This is a genomic window from Citrobacter freundii complex sp. CFNIH2, from assembly GCF_002880615.1.
Lineage (GTDB): Bacteria > Pseudomonadota > Gammaproteobacteria > Enterobacterales > Enterobacteriaceae > Citrobacter_A > Citrobacter_A amalonaticus_F.
The window spans coordinates 2,259,758-2,274,655 of record NZ_CP025757.1; the positions used below are offsets into that span (position 1 = coordinate 2,259,758).

Below are 14,898 nucleotides of genomic sequence, written 5' to 3' on the forward strand. Positions count from 1 at the left end.
TGCACTCGTATGCGTTTGCTATTTCCGCATACCTGACTGTTCTGCTATGATTGCCCTTATCTGTGGGCAATTCGCCACCACCATTTCAATAAGTTTCAAGAGGTTACTTTACTCATGGCAATCACTGGCATCTTTTTCGGCAGCGACACCGGGAACACCGAAAATATCGCAAAAATGATTCAAAAACAGCTTGGTAAAGACGTTGCCGATGTGCATGACATTGCAAAAAGCAGCAAAGAAGATCTCGAAGGCTACGACATTCTGCTGCTTGGCATTCCAACCTGGTACTACGGTGAAGCGCAGTGCGACTGGGATGACTTCTTCCCTACCCTCGAAGACATTGATTTTAACGGCAAACTGGTCGCACTGTTCGGCTGCGGCGATCAGGAAGATTATGCAGAATACTTCTGCGACGCGTTAGGCACGATCCGCGATATCATTGAGCCGCGCGGTGCAACTATCGTGGGTCACTGGCCGACCGCAGGCTATCATTTTGAAGCCTCCAAAGGTCTGGCGGATGACGACCATTTTGTCGGTCTGGCGATTGACGAAGACCGTCAGCCGGAACTGACCGCCGAGCGCGTGGAAAAATGGGTGAAGCAGATTTCTGAAGAACTGCACCTCGACGAGATCATCAACGCCTGATGTACGGCGGCGCAGACAATGTTTGCGCCGCATCAATAGACAGAACCAATCAAAATAATTGCTACAAATTTGTAACTTTCTTGCCCATCCCTGTACAATGTGCGGGAGTTTTTAGGTGGCGCTCTCATTTCCAGGCAATACCGACTATTTATTAACATTTGCCAGAGGCTTGCAGTTTTCATTTAGACACGGCAGTCCTATAATGAAACGCATTATCTCGAGTGCAATTTCTGTCACTTCTTGTATGAAGTGAATCGTTTAGCAACAGGACAGATTCCGCATGACTGACAACAATACCGCATTAAAGAAGGCTGGCCTGAAAGTAACGCTTCCTCGTTTAAAGATTCTGGAAGTTCTTCAGGAACCGGAAAACCATCACGTCAGTGCGGAAGATTTATATAAACGACTGATCGACATGGGTGAAGAAATTGGTCTGGCGACCGTGTATCGCGTGCTGAACCAGTTTGATGACGCCGGGATCGTAACCCGCCACAATTTTGAAGGCGGCAAATCCGTTTTTGAGCTGACCCAGCAGCATCATCACGATCACCTTATTTGCCTCGATTGCGGCAAAGTGATCGAATTCAGTGATGATTCTATTGAAGCACGCCAGCGTGAGATCGCAGCAAAACATGGCATTCGTCTGACGAACCATAGCCTTTATCTGTACGGCCACTGCGCTGAAGGCGATTGCCGCGAAGACGAACACGCGCACGACGCGAAATAATTTGCACTATTCTGAAAAGCCAACCTGTCGGTTGGCTTTTTTTATGCGCGCCATTCGCCACTCTGCGCTTTCTTCTGACAGCATGTTGCTTTAATGTAAAATCTCCCCCTGCCTTGTCCGGAGAATCGAAATGGAACTTCGCCAGCTACGTTATTTTGTCCGTATTGTGGAAACCGGCAGTATGGGCAGCGCGGCGCTCGATCTCGACATCGGCGTCTCCGCGCTCAGCCAGCAGATGACGCGGCTGGAAAACGAACTCGCCATTCGTCTGTTGCAGCGAACCTCGCGTGGCGTAACGCCAACCAACGCCGGTCTGGCCTTTTACTCGCAGGCACAGCTGGCGTTGCGTCATGCTGATGATGCTATTCTGGCCGCGCGCGATGCGCGTCTGTCCGGACACGTCAGCGTCGGTATGGCCCCCAGCACGGCCTCCGTCCTGGGAATGCCGTTTATTCATGCCATGCGGGAACATTACGCCGACGTTCGCCTGCATGTGGTGGAAAGCCTGTCGGGTAATCTGGAACGGATGATCAACACCCGTCAGATTGATCTGGCCGTTGTTTTTCAGAAAGAGAAGATCCTGCGCTGGAGCGCCAGGCCGGTTCTCGAAGAGCGACTTTTTCTGATTGGCACGCATGACCTGCTGGCGGCGATTCCGGATGACACCATAACCCCTGCTCAACTGGCGAATATTCCCCTGATCATGCCAAGCCTGGGCCACGGACTGCGCGGCCGACTGGAGGCCATTTGTCAGGAACACGGACTGAAGGTGGATATCGCCACGGAAATTGATGGCCTGACGTTACTGATGCGCGCCGTTCGCAGCGGACTTGGCGCCACGTTGCAACCAGGTGCTGCCATTTCGCATCTTGAGAGGGAAGCGCTGAGAGTGATTGGCGTCCATAATCCCATACTCAGCCGCCCTAATTTTCTGGTCAGCCTGTCTGACGATGAACTCACCCCCGCCGGTCTTGCAGCCCGCGTGATACTCACAAAAGTGATGCGTGAACTTGTGGAAACCGGCAGTTGGCCGGGCGCGACCCTTTACACTCACTAAACAGGTCTTTAGCTTCCCGCCATAGCGCCCATACAACCTGTACGTATACATTTCAATTACAAATTTAACAAATAGTTAAATGGTAATGGAGTAGACGATGGTTGATGTACTGGTGATTGGCGGTGGTAATGCCGCGTTATGTGCCGCCTTAACCGCCCGTGAGGCAGGAGCTTCCGTGTTGCTGTTAGAGGCCGCGCCCCGGGAATGGCGCGGCGGCAACTCTCAACACACGCGCAATTTACGCTGTATGCACGATGCGCCACAGGATGTGCTGGTTGAGAGTTATCCCGAAGAGGAGTTCTGGCAGGATCTCTGGCGTGTCACCGAAGGCAATACCAATGAAGCGTTAGCGCGCCTGGTGATCCGTACCTCTTCACAGTGTCGCGACTGGATGCGCCAGCATGGTGTCAATTTTCAGCCCCCACTCTCTGGTGCGCTGCACGTCGCGCGTACCAATGCCTTTTTCATGGGCGGCGGTAAAGCCCTCGTGAACGCTTATTACCGCAGCGCAGAAAAGCTGGGGGTACAGATTCGCTACAACACACCGGTGCAGGCGCTTGAATTGCATCATGGCGATTTCGTCGCAGCCCTGGCAGGTCACGAGCGCATTGAGGCAAAAGCCTGCGTACTCGCCGCCGGTGGATTTGAATCCAATCGCGAATGGCTGCGTGACGCCTGGGGAGAGAACGCACGCGGCGAATGGCCAGCCGATAACTTCCTCATTCGCGGCACCCGCTTTAATCAGGGCGTCTTGCTCAAATTTATGATCGACGCCGGGGCTGACATCATCGGCGATCCGTCCCAGTCCCACTGTGTGGCGATTGATGCCCGGGCCCCGCTGTATGATGGCGGCATTTGCACGCGCGTGGATTGCGTCTCACTTGGCGTGGTAATCAACCGGGATGCGGAACGCTTTTACGATGAAGGCGAAGATTTCTGGCCGAAACGCTATGCCATCTGGGGGCGTCTGGTTGCCCACCAGCCAGGGCAGATTGGCTACTCCATCATCGACAGCAAAGCGATCGGCCACTTTATGCCGCCAGTTTTCCCCGGCGCACAGGCCAATACGCTGGATGAACTGGCCCGCCAGCTAGGGCTGGATCCCGAACGCTTTACCCATACCGTGGAGCACTACAACCAGTCCTGTCAGCCGGGTCAGTTTGATCACACGACGCTGGACGACTGCGCAACGCTGGGCCTGACGCCACCGAAAACCCACTGGGCGCGACCCATTGATACACCTCCCTACTACGGCTATGCCCTGCGACCAGGGATCACCTTTACCTATCTGGGACTGAAAGTGAATGAACATGCTGCGGTCCATTTTGCAGGCGTCCCCAGCCGTAACCTGTTCGTTGCCGGTGAGATGATGGCAGGCAACGTACTGGGCAAGGGCTATACCGCCGGTGTCGGCATGTCCATCGGCACCACGTTTGGTCGCATCGCAGGTAAAGAAGCCGCGCAGGCAGCGCGTAAGGAGGCGCATCATGAAGCAGCTTGAAAAACTGATCATCGAAGCCAAAATCCTCACCGAGCCAGAGGCTGAAGTCGAGCGGGTGATGCAGGTGTGTAACGCCTGTCGCTATTGCGAAGGGTTTTGCGCCGTGTTCCCGGCGATGACTCAACGACTGGAATTTGGCAAAGCCGACATTAACTATCTGGCAAACCTGTGTCATAACTGCGGCGCCTGCCTGCACGCCTGCCAGTATGCACCACCCCATGAGTTTGCGATCAACGTGCCGAAAGCGATGGCGGAAGTGCGTCTGGAAACGTATCAACACTACGCACAACCGGCGGCCTTCGGGGCGCTGTATCGCCGGGCTGGCGTCACCGTGACGCTGGCGCTGGTCGTTGGTCTGATCCTCTTTTTACTCCTCGCGATGGGACTGAAGGGATCGCTGCTCCACCCGCCGTTGGCCGGTGATTTCTACCAAATTTTCCCGCACAACCTGCTGGCATGGATGTTTGGCTCGGTTTTCATGCTGGCGATCGGTTTACTGATGGCAGGGGTGATCCGCTTCTGGCGCGAGATTTCTCCCGTCGGGCCGCGTCCGGCGGAAATAGCCGAAGCCTCACACAATGCGCTGACGCTGAAATACCTCGACGGTGGACACGGCAAAGGCTGCAACGACGCGGACGATGCCTTTACGTTGATGCGTCGTCGTTTCCACCATTTCACCTTTTACGGCTTTATGCTCTGTTTCGCCGCGACCGTGGTGGCGACCGGTTATCACTATTTCGCCGGATGGGAAGCCCCCTACCCGTTCTTCAGCGCGCCGGTCATGCTTGGCACGCTCGGAGGAATCGGTTTAGTCGTCGGCCCGGCAGGCCTGCTGTGGTTAAACCTTAAGCGCTCGCCACTGCATGGCGACGCGCGACAGAAACCGATGGATCGCGGCTTTATTTTACTGCTGCTCCTGACCAGCCTGACCGGTTTAGGTCTGCTGGCGGGAAGAGACACCTCATGGATGGGGATCCTGCTTGCCCTCCATCTTGGCGTGGTCATGGCACTTTTTTTGACCATCCCATACGGAAAATTTGCCCACGGATTTTACCGCTGCGCGTCTTTACTCAAATGGGCGATTGAGAAGCGACGTGGAAAACAGGCGGGGGTCGCAGGCGACTGACCCGCACACTCTTACCTCTATACATAATTATGATAAGACAGTGGAGCAACCTCAATGACTCAACAACCATCGCGCGCCGGCACGTTCGGCGCAATACTGCGTGTGACCAGCGGTAATTTTCTCGAACAGTTCGATTTTTTTCTGTTTGGTTTTTACGCCACCTATATTGCAAAGACGTTTTTTCCCGCCGAAAGTGAGTTCGCTGGCCTCATGCTGACCTTTGCCGTTTTTGGCTCCGGTTTTTTAATGCGCCCCATTGGGGCAGTTGTACTGGGGGCGTATATTGACCGGATTGGCCGACGGAAGGGGTTGATGGTCACCCTGGCGATTATGGGTTGCGGCACGCTGCTCATCGCCCTCGTTCCGGGTTATCAGACTATCGGCCTGCTGGCTCCCGTGCTGGTCCTGGTGGGACGTCTGCTACAGGGATTTTCTGCCGGCGTCGAACTGGGCGGCGTCTCTGTTTATCTTTCTGAAATCGCCACGCCAGGCAATAAAGGCTTTTACACCAGTTGGCAATCGGCCAGCCAGCAGGTGGCGATCGTGGTCGCCGCGCTGATCGGTTACGGTCTGAATGCCACGCTGGGACACGATGAAATCTCCGAATGGGGTTGGCGAATCCCGTTCTTCATTGGCTGCATGATTATTCCGCTGATTTTTGTTCTTCGACGTTCGCTACAGGAAACGGAAGCCTTTTTACAACGTAAACACCGCCCCGACACCCGGGAAATTTTTACCACCATTGCTAAAAACTGGCGCATTATCACCGCGGGTACCCTGCTGGTGGCGATGACGACCACGACCTTTTATTTTATTACCGTTTATACCCCCACTTACGGGAGAACGGTGTTGAACCTGAGCGCGCGTGACAGCCTGGTAGTCACCATGCTGGTGGGGATTTCTAACTTCATCTGGCTGCCGATTGGCGGCGCCATCTCTGACCGGATCGGGCGTCGTCCGGTGCTGATGGGCATCACCTTGCTCGCCCTCATCACTACCTGGCCGGTCATGAACTGGCTTACCGCCGCCCCCGACTTCACCCGCATGACGCTGGTGCTGCTCTGGTTCTCGTTCTTCTTCGGCATGTACAACGGCGCGATGGTAGCCGCACTGACCGAAGTGATGCCGGTGTATGTCCGAACCGTGGGTTTTTCACTGGCCTTTAGTCTCGCCACGGCAATTTTCGGCGGCCTGACGCCAGCCATCTCTACCGCATTGGTCCAGTTGACCGGCGATAAGAGTTCTCCTGGGTGGTGGCTCATGTGCGCTGCGCTGTGCGGGCTCGCCGCGACGGCAATGCTGTTTGTTCGTCTCAGCCATGGTTATCAGACGGCTGATAATAAGCTCTGAAACGCAAACGGGCGGAGATCTCTCTCCGCCCGCTTTATGTGGTCTCTGACGCTTACTTCGCCGTATTGTTACTACGAATTTCCTGCCAGATCTTATCGCAATCGGCTTTCACAGCCTGATCGTTACCGGTACGTGTCGCCTGAATACACTGCTGATAATCCAGCACGCGAACACTTTCCTGATTCGCAAACTGTTGATGCTGCTTTTCTTTTTTCAGCACATCCAGCACGCTCTGGCAGGCTTCGATTTTCTCTGGCGATCCCTGTGCCGTGTTGATACAGGCGCTATATGCCTCTTTCAACCGGCTGTCTTCTTTCGGGGCCGTTGACGGTGCGCAGGCCACCAGTCCCGAGGCCATTACGGCGATGAGTATCAGTTTTTTCATAGCAGGGTCCTCAACGATGCGGCAGGCACAAGGCCTGCCGCTGATGGCATTAGAAGATGGTGAACGGTGCAATCACAATGAACTTCACGTCGCGCTCATCCTGGAAGATGTTGCCGTAACCGCCGCCCCAGCTCGGGATGTTGGAGTGGTTGTCATATTCGGTGAAGTGCAGTTTAAACATGGTGCCTTTCGCACGACCGTCCTGCAAGGTGTAGACCGCATCCAGGCTGTATGAAGACTCTTCGATGGTACGGTTTTTGTCGTAGTACGCATCCGGGCTGCTCTGCCAGGTAGACGGTTTCGCGTCCCAGGCATACACATAGGAAGCCCCGACGGCCCAGCCCGGCAGGTTCCAGTTCTTCAGGTCATACATCGCGCCAAAGAAGACCGCTTTTTCGCCGTTGGCGTTGAAGTCTGAACGGTTATCCCACCAGATATCCAGACGACCGTTGGACGACGCATAGGTTGGCGTCATACGTTGCAGGAAGAACCCTTGCTGCCCTTCAGCCTTAACCCAGGTTCCTTCCAGACGCAGGTCAACCACTTCCGCCACTTTGTAGCCGAAGGTCAACGCCTGCAACCAGGCGGTTCCGTCATAGATATCGCTGGCGCTGCGGTCATCGACTTTGTCACGCGCACCGTAGAACTGGTAGCTGGTGGAGAACGGATTGCCACCTAAATCAAACTTGTAGCTGGCTTTGGCGAAGTACTGATCGACATAGCCTTCGGACTGACCAAATGCGGCTTCCAGCACCAGGTCATTTTTGAAATCATATTTTGCGCCGACAGAATGGAGATAATCGACTTTGGTCTTTTTATCGCCCTGGTAGAATTTATCAACCTCAGTGTGCCATGGCGCTTTATATTCGTTGGCCCACATATAGGAGAAGCTCAGTGCGCCCGCATCGCCGTAGTCAAAGTTTGCGCCAGCTTCGGCCCCCTGATAGGTACCCGGCATAAAGCTCCAGTGCGGCGCTAACAGCGTCTGACCGGTAGGCTGAATATAACCGGCACGTGCCCAGGCTGGACCGTATTTGAATTTCGCGGCGGCCTTGTACAGACTAATTCCGCTCTTATCGCCGGAGTAGTCTTCATCGTAGCCTTTGTTCTTTTTCGAGAAAGCGATTTCGTTTGGATGGCCGCTGTCGCCGTTTTCTGCCATTTCAATCGCAGTAAACGCCGCCACATCGAGACCGAACATATCTGCTGCATAGCCGGACTGGAAATCCAGGTTGGCGTTCCAGGTCGCGTGAGAAAGGTTGGTTTTGTACTTATCTCCGTCGGTGACATCTTTACGGTCGCGCTCGCGCTGCCAGTAATAAATGCCGCCCGTCAGGGTTGAATCATCAATAAAACCTTCGGCCTGTGCCTGCGGAACAACGACCAGACCCGACAGTGCTGTGATACCGGCGATAGCCAACGCCAGCGCACTACGTTTGCCACTAAACGTACGCATATGTTAATCCTCTTTGACGTATAAATTGCTGTTGCCAAAGGCGAAACAGCGAAAAAATAAAAAAGTAAAAGTAGCATTGAGAAAAACCTCACTGACTACAGTGATAGACTATTTTTCGCGACGCGAATTATCAATACCTTTCTGTAACGAGAATGTAAGAGTATGAGCAACCGCACATATTTCATTGCTTCCTGTTACATTTTATTCATCCATCAACAAATGCCATAAAAGATGTAAATTCTCTTTGTTTTCCAGAAAGATGAACGCGGTTTCATGCCATTATCTGTTTTTTGCGCACATTATCGATAACAGACGGTTGTTAATGACATTATTTTTTGAATGGGAATTAATTCGCTTCGCAAAGCGAGATATTTCGTTGAACAGAAGATGAAAAAAACGCCGCAGAATGCGGCGTTTGAAGAGGTCGTTGCGGCAGCTTATTCGCCGACTTTCGCCCAGGTGTCACGCAGGCCAACGGTGCGGTTAAACACCAGTTTCTCTGCGCTGGCGTAACGGCTGTCCAGACAGAAGTAACCTTCGCGCTCAAACTGGAACGCTTTCCCTGCTACCGCGGCTTTCAACGATGGCTCTGCAAAGCCCTGTTTGATCACCAGCGATTCCGGGTTCATCACGGACAGGAAATCTTCCGCCGCGCCAGGATTCGGTACGATGAACAGACGATCGTAGAGGCGAATTTCAACTGGCAGTGCGTGTGCGGCGCTAACCCAGTGGATCACGCCTTTCACTTTACGGCCATCAGCCGGATCTTTGCTCAGGGTATCCGCATCATAGGTACAGAAGATGGTGGTGATAGTGCCTTCCGCATCTTTTTCCACGCGTTCTGCTTTCACCACGTAGGCGTTACGCAGACGCACTTCTTTACCCATCACCAGACGCTTGTACTGCTTATTGGCTTCTTCACGGAAGTCAGCGCGGTCGATCCAGATTTCACCGCTGAACGGAACCTCACGCGTGCCCATTTCCGGTTTGTTCGGATGGTTAGGCATGGTGACCATTTCGCTTTCGCCCTGCGGGTAGTTCTCGATAACCAGTTTTACCGGATCGATCACCGCCATCGCACGCGGGGCGTTTTCGTTCAGATCTTCGCGGATACAGGATTCCAGCGACGCCATTTCGATCGTATTGTCCTGCTTGGTCACGCCAATGCGTTTGCAGAATTCACGGATCGCCGCGGCGGTATAGCCGCGACGACGCAGACCGGAGATCGTCGGCATACGCGGATCGTCCCAGCCTTCAACGTGCTTATCAGCCACCAGCAGGTTCAGCTTACGCTTGGACATCACCGTGTATTCCAGATTCAGGCGCGAGAATTCATACTGGCGCGGGTGAACTGGAATGGAAATGTTATCCAGCACCCAGTCGTACAGACGACGGTTGTCCTGGAACTCCAGGGTACACAGAGAGTGCGTAATGCCTTCCAGCGCATCGCTGATGCAGTGGGTGAAGTCGTACATCGGGTAGATGCACCACTTGTTGCCGGTCTGATGGTGCTCGGCAAATTTAATACGGTACAGAACCGGATCGCGCATCACGATAAACGGCGACGCCATGTCAATCTTCGCACGCAGGCAGGCTTTACCTTCTTCAAAACCGCCGGTACGCATTTTTTCGAACAGAGCGAAATTTTCCTCGATGCTGCGATCGCGGAACGGACTGTTTTTGCCAGGCTGAGTCAACGTGCCACGGTATTCGCGGATCTGCTCCGGCGTCAGCTCATCGACATACGCCAGACCTTTGTTGATCAGTTCAACCGCGTAGGCGTGCAGTTGATCAAAGTAATCTGAGGAGTAGCGAACGTTGCCAGCCCAGTGAAAACCTAACCACTCAACGTCGTTTTTGATCGAATCAACGTACTCGATATCTTCTTTTACCGGGTTGGTGTCATCGAAACGCAGGTTGCACTGGCCCTGGTAGTCTTGCGCGATACCAAAGTTCAGGCAGATGGATTTCGCGTGGCCAATGTGCAGATAGCCATTTGGCTCCGGCGGAAAACGGGTATGGATCGTGGTGTGCTTACCACTGGCCAGATCTTCATCGATGATCTGACGAATAAAGTTACTCGGGCGGGCTTCAGCCTCACTCATCGTGGATTCCTCAAAGCGTAAACAACGTATAACGGCATATGATCTTATAAGCCGGACTGACTGACAACCTTTAGTTACTGAAAAAGTGGCGTTGAAGAAAAATAGGCGGGAATTTGCTGCAAAAAAAAGCGGCGGAGGTTTCCCCCGCCGCTTCATGTTACCGGATGGCGTCTTATGCCTTACCCGGCCTACCCTTTAATTTCATACAGTGGCGTTTGACCGGCAACCACGTGACCGTCGGCTTTAATCACCAGGCCGCTGAAGTCGTCGATGTTGCTGCACACCACCGGACTGATCATCGAGCGCGCGTTCGCGTTCAGGTAATCCAGATCCATTTCCAGAATCGGCTGACCCGCTGTCACTTCCGCGCCCTCTTCTACCAGACGTTTGAAGCCCTGTCCGTTCAGCGCGACGGTATCGATACCCATGTGGACAACGATTTCCGCGCCTTTCTCGGTTTCCAGGCAGAACGCATGATTGGTGTTGAAGATTTTCACGATGGTGCCCGCTGCCGGAGAAACCACGGTTTTATCCGTTGGTTTTACCGCAACACCATCACCGACCGCTTTGCTGGCGAACGCTTCGTCAGGCACCTGATCCAGCGCAACCACATCACCGGTCACTGGCGATACCAGTTCAGCAATGGTCACCGCATTCGGTACAGCCTGCGGTTTTGCCGTCGTCTGGGCAGCAGGCGCTGCAGAGGCTTCAGCCGCCGCAACCGGACCGGTTGTTTTCATTGCGTTGGCGATTTTCTCAGCCACGAAGCCGACGATAATCTGCACGCTGGTTTTGTTCAGACGAATCACACCAGAAGCCCCCAGGCGTTTCGCCAGGCCTTCATTCACCAGCGACGAGTCTTTTACGCTCAGGCGCAGACGGGTGATGCAGGCGTCAATACCGGTGAGGTTATCAGAACCGCCGATGGCGGCGATGTACTGACGCGCCAGGGCAGAAACGTCCTGCTCTTTATCGCTGCTCACATTGAGGTCCTGACCATCCGCTTCGCTGCCAGCCACGGCCAGTTCACGACCCGGAGTCATCAGGTTGAATTTGGTGATAACGAAACGGAACACCACGTAGTAGATGGCAAAGAACACCAGACCCTGCGGGATCAGCATCCACCACTGGGTCGCCAGCGGGTTACGGGAAGAAAGCACCATATCCACCAGACCCGCACTGAAGCCGAAGCCGGCAATCCAATGCATGCTCGCCGCGATGAATACGGAGATCCCGGTCAGGACGGCGTGAATCACATACAGAACCGGCGCAACGAACATGAAGGAGAATTCCAGCGGTTCAGTGATACCGGTAAAGAATGCCGCAAACGCACCGGCCATCATGATACCCAGCACTTTCGCCTTGTTCTCAGGACGCGCGCAGTGGTAGATAGCCAGCGCCGCACCCGGCAGACCAAACATCATGATTGGGAAGAAGCCCGCCTGATAACGACCGGTAATCCCGACAACCGCTTTACCCGATTCAATAGACTGGGCGCCGCCGAGGAAGTTAGGAATGTCGTTAATGCCCGCAACGTCGAACCAGAATACGGAGTTCAGCGCGTGATGCAGACCCACCGGAATCAACAGACGGTTAAAGAAGGCGTAGATACCCGCACCGGTTGAGCCCAGTTTTTGAATGTGTTCACCGAAGTTAACCAGACCGTCGAAAATCACCGGCCAGATGTACATCATGATGAACGCCACAATGATCATCACAAAAGAGGTGAGGATCGGCACCAGACGGCGACCGCTGAAGAAGGAAAGCGCTTTCGGCAGTTCGACGCTGCTAAAGCGGTTGTACAGTTCAGCGGAGATAATACCGACAAGGATACCCACGAACTGGTTGCTGATCTTACCGAAAGCGGCAGGAACCTGGTCAGCAGGGATCTTCTGAATCATAGAAACCGCAGCCGGAGAACAGAGCGTGGTCAGCACCAGGAAGCCCACAAAACCGGTCAGCGCCGCAGCACCGTCTTTATCTTTAGACATACCGTAAGCCACACCGATAGCAAACAGTACGGACATGTTATCGATAATGGCGGAACCGGACTTAATGAAGAACGCCGCAAGGGCGTTGTCTCCACCCCAACCTACCGGGTCGATCCAATAGCCGACCCCCATCAATATTGCCGCCGCAGGCAGCGTGGCGACCGGCACCATTAGCGCACGGCCTACCTTTTGCAGATAACCTAGAATACTCACTTTCTTCCCCCTTTGAGACCCCGTTAAGGCTCGCTTTAAGCTGTGTTTTTATTTTGTCACTAACTTATTGAAATTCAGTTGTTGCTTTACTGGCATTGTGAGTGTGTAAAAATTTAATTCGTACCGCAAATTAAAAGCGTGTTTTTTGTGAGTTTAGTCACCAAATATCGTTATATTCACTCCCTTTTACTGGCTATGTGGGAAAACTTATTTTATCATTCAAAAAATCAAGACAGATTGATCCAACTGATGCATGCCAGGTTACGCTTTACCATGCACCTATGCACAATCCGTCAACGGCTTACATTTACTTTCTGAGGTGAAGAATGAGACTGATTCCCCTGACTTCCGCTGAACAGGTCGGCAAATGGGCTGCACGCCATATCGTTAATCGCATCAATGCGTTCAAACCGACAGCCGATCGTCCGTTTGTGCTGGGTCTGCCGACAGGCGGCACGCCGCTGACAGCGTATAAAGCCTTAGTCGAAATGCACAAAGCGGGCCAGGTTAGCTTCAAACACGTCGTGACGTTCAATATGGACGAATATGTCGGCTTGCCAAAAGAGCATCCGGAAAGCTACTACAGCTTTATGCATCGCAATTTCTTTGACCATGTTGATATTCCAGCAGAAAACATCAACCTGCTCAACGGCAACGCGCCGGACATCGACGCCGAATGCCGTCAGTATGAAGAAAAGATCCGTTCCTACGGTAAAATCCACCTGTTCATGGGTGGTGTCGGTAATGATGGTCATATCGCCTTTAATGAACCGGCTTCGTCGCTGGCTTCTCGTACCCGTATCAAAACCCTGACGCATGACACCCGTGTGGCAAACTCCCGTTTCTTTGACGGCGACGTGGATCAGGTACCGAAGTACGCGCTGACCGTTGGCGTGGGTACCCTGCTGGACGCTGAAGAAGTGATGATTCTGGTGCTGGGTTCGCAGAAAGCGCAGGCACTGCAGGCTGCGGTAGAAGGCAATGTGAACCACATGTGGACCATCAGCTGTCTGCAACTGCATCCGAAAGCGGTTGTGGTGTGCGATGAGCCGTCCACAATGGAACTGAAAGTTAAGACACTGAAATATTTCAACGAGTTAGAAGCCGAAAATATCAAAGGTCTGTAATGTAGTCTCCGCCCTGTTTTATGTTCAGGGCGGCATATTTTTTGAAATCGGGGGTCGGAATGTATGCTTTAACCCAGGGCCGGATCTTCACCGGTCACGAAATTCTTGATGACCATGCGATTGTTGTCGCCAATGGCCTGATTGACCGCGTTTGTCCTGTGGCAGAACTGCCGCCAGAGATCGAACAACGTTCAGTGAACGGGGCCATTCTTTCCCCCGGCTTTATCGATGTCCAGCTCAACGGCTGCGGCGGCGTGCAGTTTAACGACACGGCAGAAGCCGTCACCGTTGAAACGCTGGAGATCATGCAGAAAGCCAACGAGAAATCGGGCTGCACCAACTACCTGCCGACACTGATTACCACCAGTGACGATCTCATGAAGCAAGGCATTCGCGTGATGCGTGAATACCTGGCGAAACATCCGAATCAGGCGCTGGGTCTGCACCTGGAAGGCCCATGGCTGAACCTGGTGAAAAAAGGGACGCACAATCCGAGCTTTGTCCGTCAGCCTGACGCTGCGCTGGTTGATTTCCTGTGCGATAATGCCGACGTAATCACCAAAGTGACGCTGGCGCCGGAAATGGTCCCTGCGGAAGTGATCAGCAAGCTGGCGAACGCCGGGATTGTGGTTTCTGCCGGTCACTCAAACGCCACGCTGAAAGAAGCGAAAGCCGGATTCCGCGCAGGTATCACCTTCGCCACACATTTGTTCAACGCGATGCCTTATATCACCGGACGCGAACCGGGCCTGGCAGGTGCGATTCTGGATGAAGCTGATATCTATTGCGGCGTGATTGCCGACGGCCTGCACGTCGATTATGCCAACATCCGCAACGCTAAACGGCTGAAAGGCGACAAACTGTGCCTGGTGACGGATGCGACCGCACCCGCAGGGGCAAATATTGAACAGTTCATTTTTGCTGGTAAAACAATATACTACCGCAATGGACTTTGTGTAGATGAGAACGGGACGCTGAGCGGTTCATCATTAACCATGATTGAAGGCGTGCGTAACCTGGTTGAACATTGCGGCATTGCACTCGACGAAGTGCTGCGCATGGCGACCCTCTACCCTGCGCGCGCCATTGGTGTTGAGAAACACCTCGGCAGCATCGCGGCGGGTAAAGTGGCGAACCTCACCGCTTTCACACACGACTTTAAAATCATCAAGACCATCGTTAATGGTAACGAGGTCGTTACTGAGTAAGAGAAAG

At 53.5% G+C, this 14,898-nt stretch carries 12 protein-coding genes; 8 read left to right on the forward strand and 4 right to left on the reverse strand.

The genetic code is table 11. From position 1 onward, the window contains the following. Window positions 1-114: 114 nt before the first annotated feature. The 6 genes from fldA (at window position 115) to tcuC (ending at window position 6,406) form a co-directional block, all read left to right on the forward strand. Window positions 115-645: a flavodoxin FldA gene (fldA, locus tag WM46_RS11165; RefSeq protein WP_003022839.1), complete on the forward strand. Its 531-nt coding sequence runs from the start codon at window positions 115-117 to the stop codon at window positions 643-645. 280 nt (window positions 646-925) lie between these two features. Continuing rightward, complete coding sequence (gene fur, locus WM46_RS11170) at window positions 926-1,372, forward strand: ferric iron uptake transcriptional regulator (RefSeq protein ID WP_046477500.1); 447 nt, start codon at window positions 926-928, stop codon at window positions 1,370-1,372. A gap of 130 nt (window positions 1,373-1,502) precedes the next feature. Continuing rightward, window positions 1,503-2,429 carry a tricarballylate utilization LysR family transcriptional regulator TcuR gene (tcuR, locus tag WM46_RS11175; protein ID WP_102602275.1) on the forward strand — a complete coding sequence of 309 codons (927 nt, stop codon included), beginning with the start codon at window positions 1,503-1,505 and terminating at the stop codon, window positions 2,427-2,429. Window positions 2,430-2,526: 97 nt separating this feature from the next. After that, window positions 2,527-3,930, forward strand: coding sequence for an FAD-dependent tricarballylate dehydrogenase TcuA (gene tcuA, locus WM46_RS11180; protein ID WP_102602276.1), 1,404 nt, complete (start codon window positions 2,527-2,529; stop codon window positions 3,928-3,930). Beyond that, a complete protein-coding gene (gene tcuB, locus WM46_RS11185; protein ID WP_102602277.1) occupies window positions 3,917-5,056 on the forward strand; it encodes a tricarballylate utilization 4Fe-4S protein TcuB in 1,140 nt (379 codons plus the stop codon). Before tcuA ends, tcuB begins: the two co-directional genes overlap by 14 nt. Window positions 5,057-5,110: 54 nt before the next feature. Continuing rightward, a complete protein-coding gene (gene tcuC, locus WM46_RS11190) occupies window positions 5,111-6,406 on the forward strand; it encodes a tricarballylate/proton symporter TcuC (RefSeq protein WP_102602278.1) in 1,296 nt (431 codons plus the stop codon). A 52-nt stretch (window positions 6,407-6,458) separates the two neighbouring features. Here the strand turns inward: tcuC and chiQ are convergent, their stop codons facing one another. From chiQ to nagE, 4 genes are all read right to left on the reverse strand, one after another. Then, window positions 6,459-6,791, reverse strand: coding sequence for a ChiQ/YbfN family lipoprotein (chiQ, locus tag WM46_RS11195; protein ID WP_044256579.1), 333 nt, complete (start codon window positions 6,789-6,791; stop codon window positions 6,459-6,461). A gap of 49 nt (window positions 6,792-6,840) precedes the next feature. After that, window positions 6,841-8,247, reverse strand: coding sequence for a chitoporin ChiP (chiP, locus tag WM46_RS11200; RefSeq protein ID WP_061076840.1), 1,407 nt, complete (start codon window positions 8,245-8,247; stop codon window positions 6,841-6,843). A 437-nt stretch (window positions 8,248-8,684) separates the two neighbouring features. Continuing rightward, window positions 8,685-10,352 (reverse strand): glutamine--tRNA ligase, encoded by a 1,668-nt coding sequence (gene glnS, locus WM46_RS11205; RefSeq protein ID WP_102602279.1) that lies wholly within the window; start codon window positions 10,350-10,352, stop codon window positions 8,685-8,687. 188 nt (window positions 10,353-10,540) lie between these two features. Next, the gene (gene nagE / locus WM46_RS11210; protein WP_061076838.1) at window positions 10,541-12,556 is read right to left on the reverse strand and encodes an N-acetylglucosamine-specific PTS transporter subunit IIBC; all 2,016 of its coding nucleotides are present in this window, start codon (window positions 12,554-12,556) and stop codon (window positions 10,541-10,543) included. Between the two features lie 326 nt (window positions 12,557-12,882). On the opposite strand from nagE, the gene nagB reads away from it, so the two are divergent. Together nagB and nagA are read left to right on the forward strand one after the other, a co-directional pair. Then, entirely contained in the window at window positions 12,883-13,683 is an 801-nt protein-coding gene (gene nagB, locus WM46_RS11220; protein WP_043001402.1) for a glucosamine-6-phosphate deaminase, read from the forward strand. A 59-nt stretch (window positions 13,684-13,742) separates the two neighbouring features. After that, window positions 13,743-14,891 (forward strand): N-acetylglucosamine-6-phosphate deacetylase, encoded by a 1,149-nt coding sequence (nagA, locus tag WM46_RS11225; protein WP_043001403.1) that lies wholly within the window; start codon window positions 13,743-13,745, stop codon window positions 14,889-14,891. The last annotated feature ends 7 nt before the right edge of the window (window positions 14,892-14,898 follow it).

Excerpts from the sequence above, each read along its gene's own strand:
- fldA (WP_003022839.1), top strand. The coding sequence starts at position 115 with ATGGCAATCACTGGCATCTTTTTCGGCAGCGACACCGGGAACACCGAA.
- fur (WP_046477500.1), top strand. The coding sequence starts at position 926 with ATGACTGACAACAATACCGCATTAAAGAAGGCTGGCCTGAAAGTAACG.
- tcuR (WP_102602275.1), top strand. The coding sequence starts at position 1,503 with ATGGAACTTCGCCAGCTACGTTATTTTGTCCGTATTGTGGAAACCGGC.
- tcuA (WP_102602276.1), top strand. The coding sequence starts at position 2,527 with ATGGTTGATGTACTGGTGATTGGCGGTGGTAATGCCGCGTTATGTGCC.
- tcuB (WP_102602277.1), top strand. The coding sequence starts at position 3,917 with ATGAAGCAGCTTGAAAAACTGATCATCGAAGCCAAAATCCTCACCGAG.
- tcuC (WP_102602278.1), top strand. The coding sequence starts at position 5,111 with ATGACTCAACAACCATCGCGCGCCGGCACGTTCGGCGCAATACTGCGT.
- chiQ (WP_044256579.1), bottom strand. The coding sequence starts at position 6,791 with ATGAAAAAACTGATACTCATCGCCGTAATGGCCTCGGGACTGGTGGCC.
- chiP (WP_061076840.1), bottom strand. The coding sequence starts at position 8,247 with ATGCGTACGTTTAGTGGCAAACGTAGTGCGCTGGCGTTGGCTATCGCC.
- glnS (WP_102602279.1), bottom strand. The coding sequence starts at position 10,352 with ATGAGTGAGGCTGAAGCCCGCCCGAGTAACTTTATTCGTCAGATCATC.
- nagB (WP_043001402.1), top strand. The coding sequence starts at position 12,883 with ATGAGACTGATTCCCCTGACTTCCGCTGAACAGGTCGGCAAATGGGCT.
- nagA (WP_043001403.1), top strand. The coding sequence starts at position 13,743 with ATGTATGCTTTAACCCAGGGCCGGATCTTCACCGGTCACGAAATTCTT.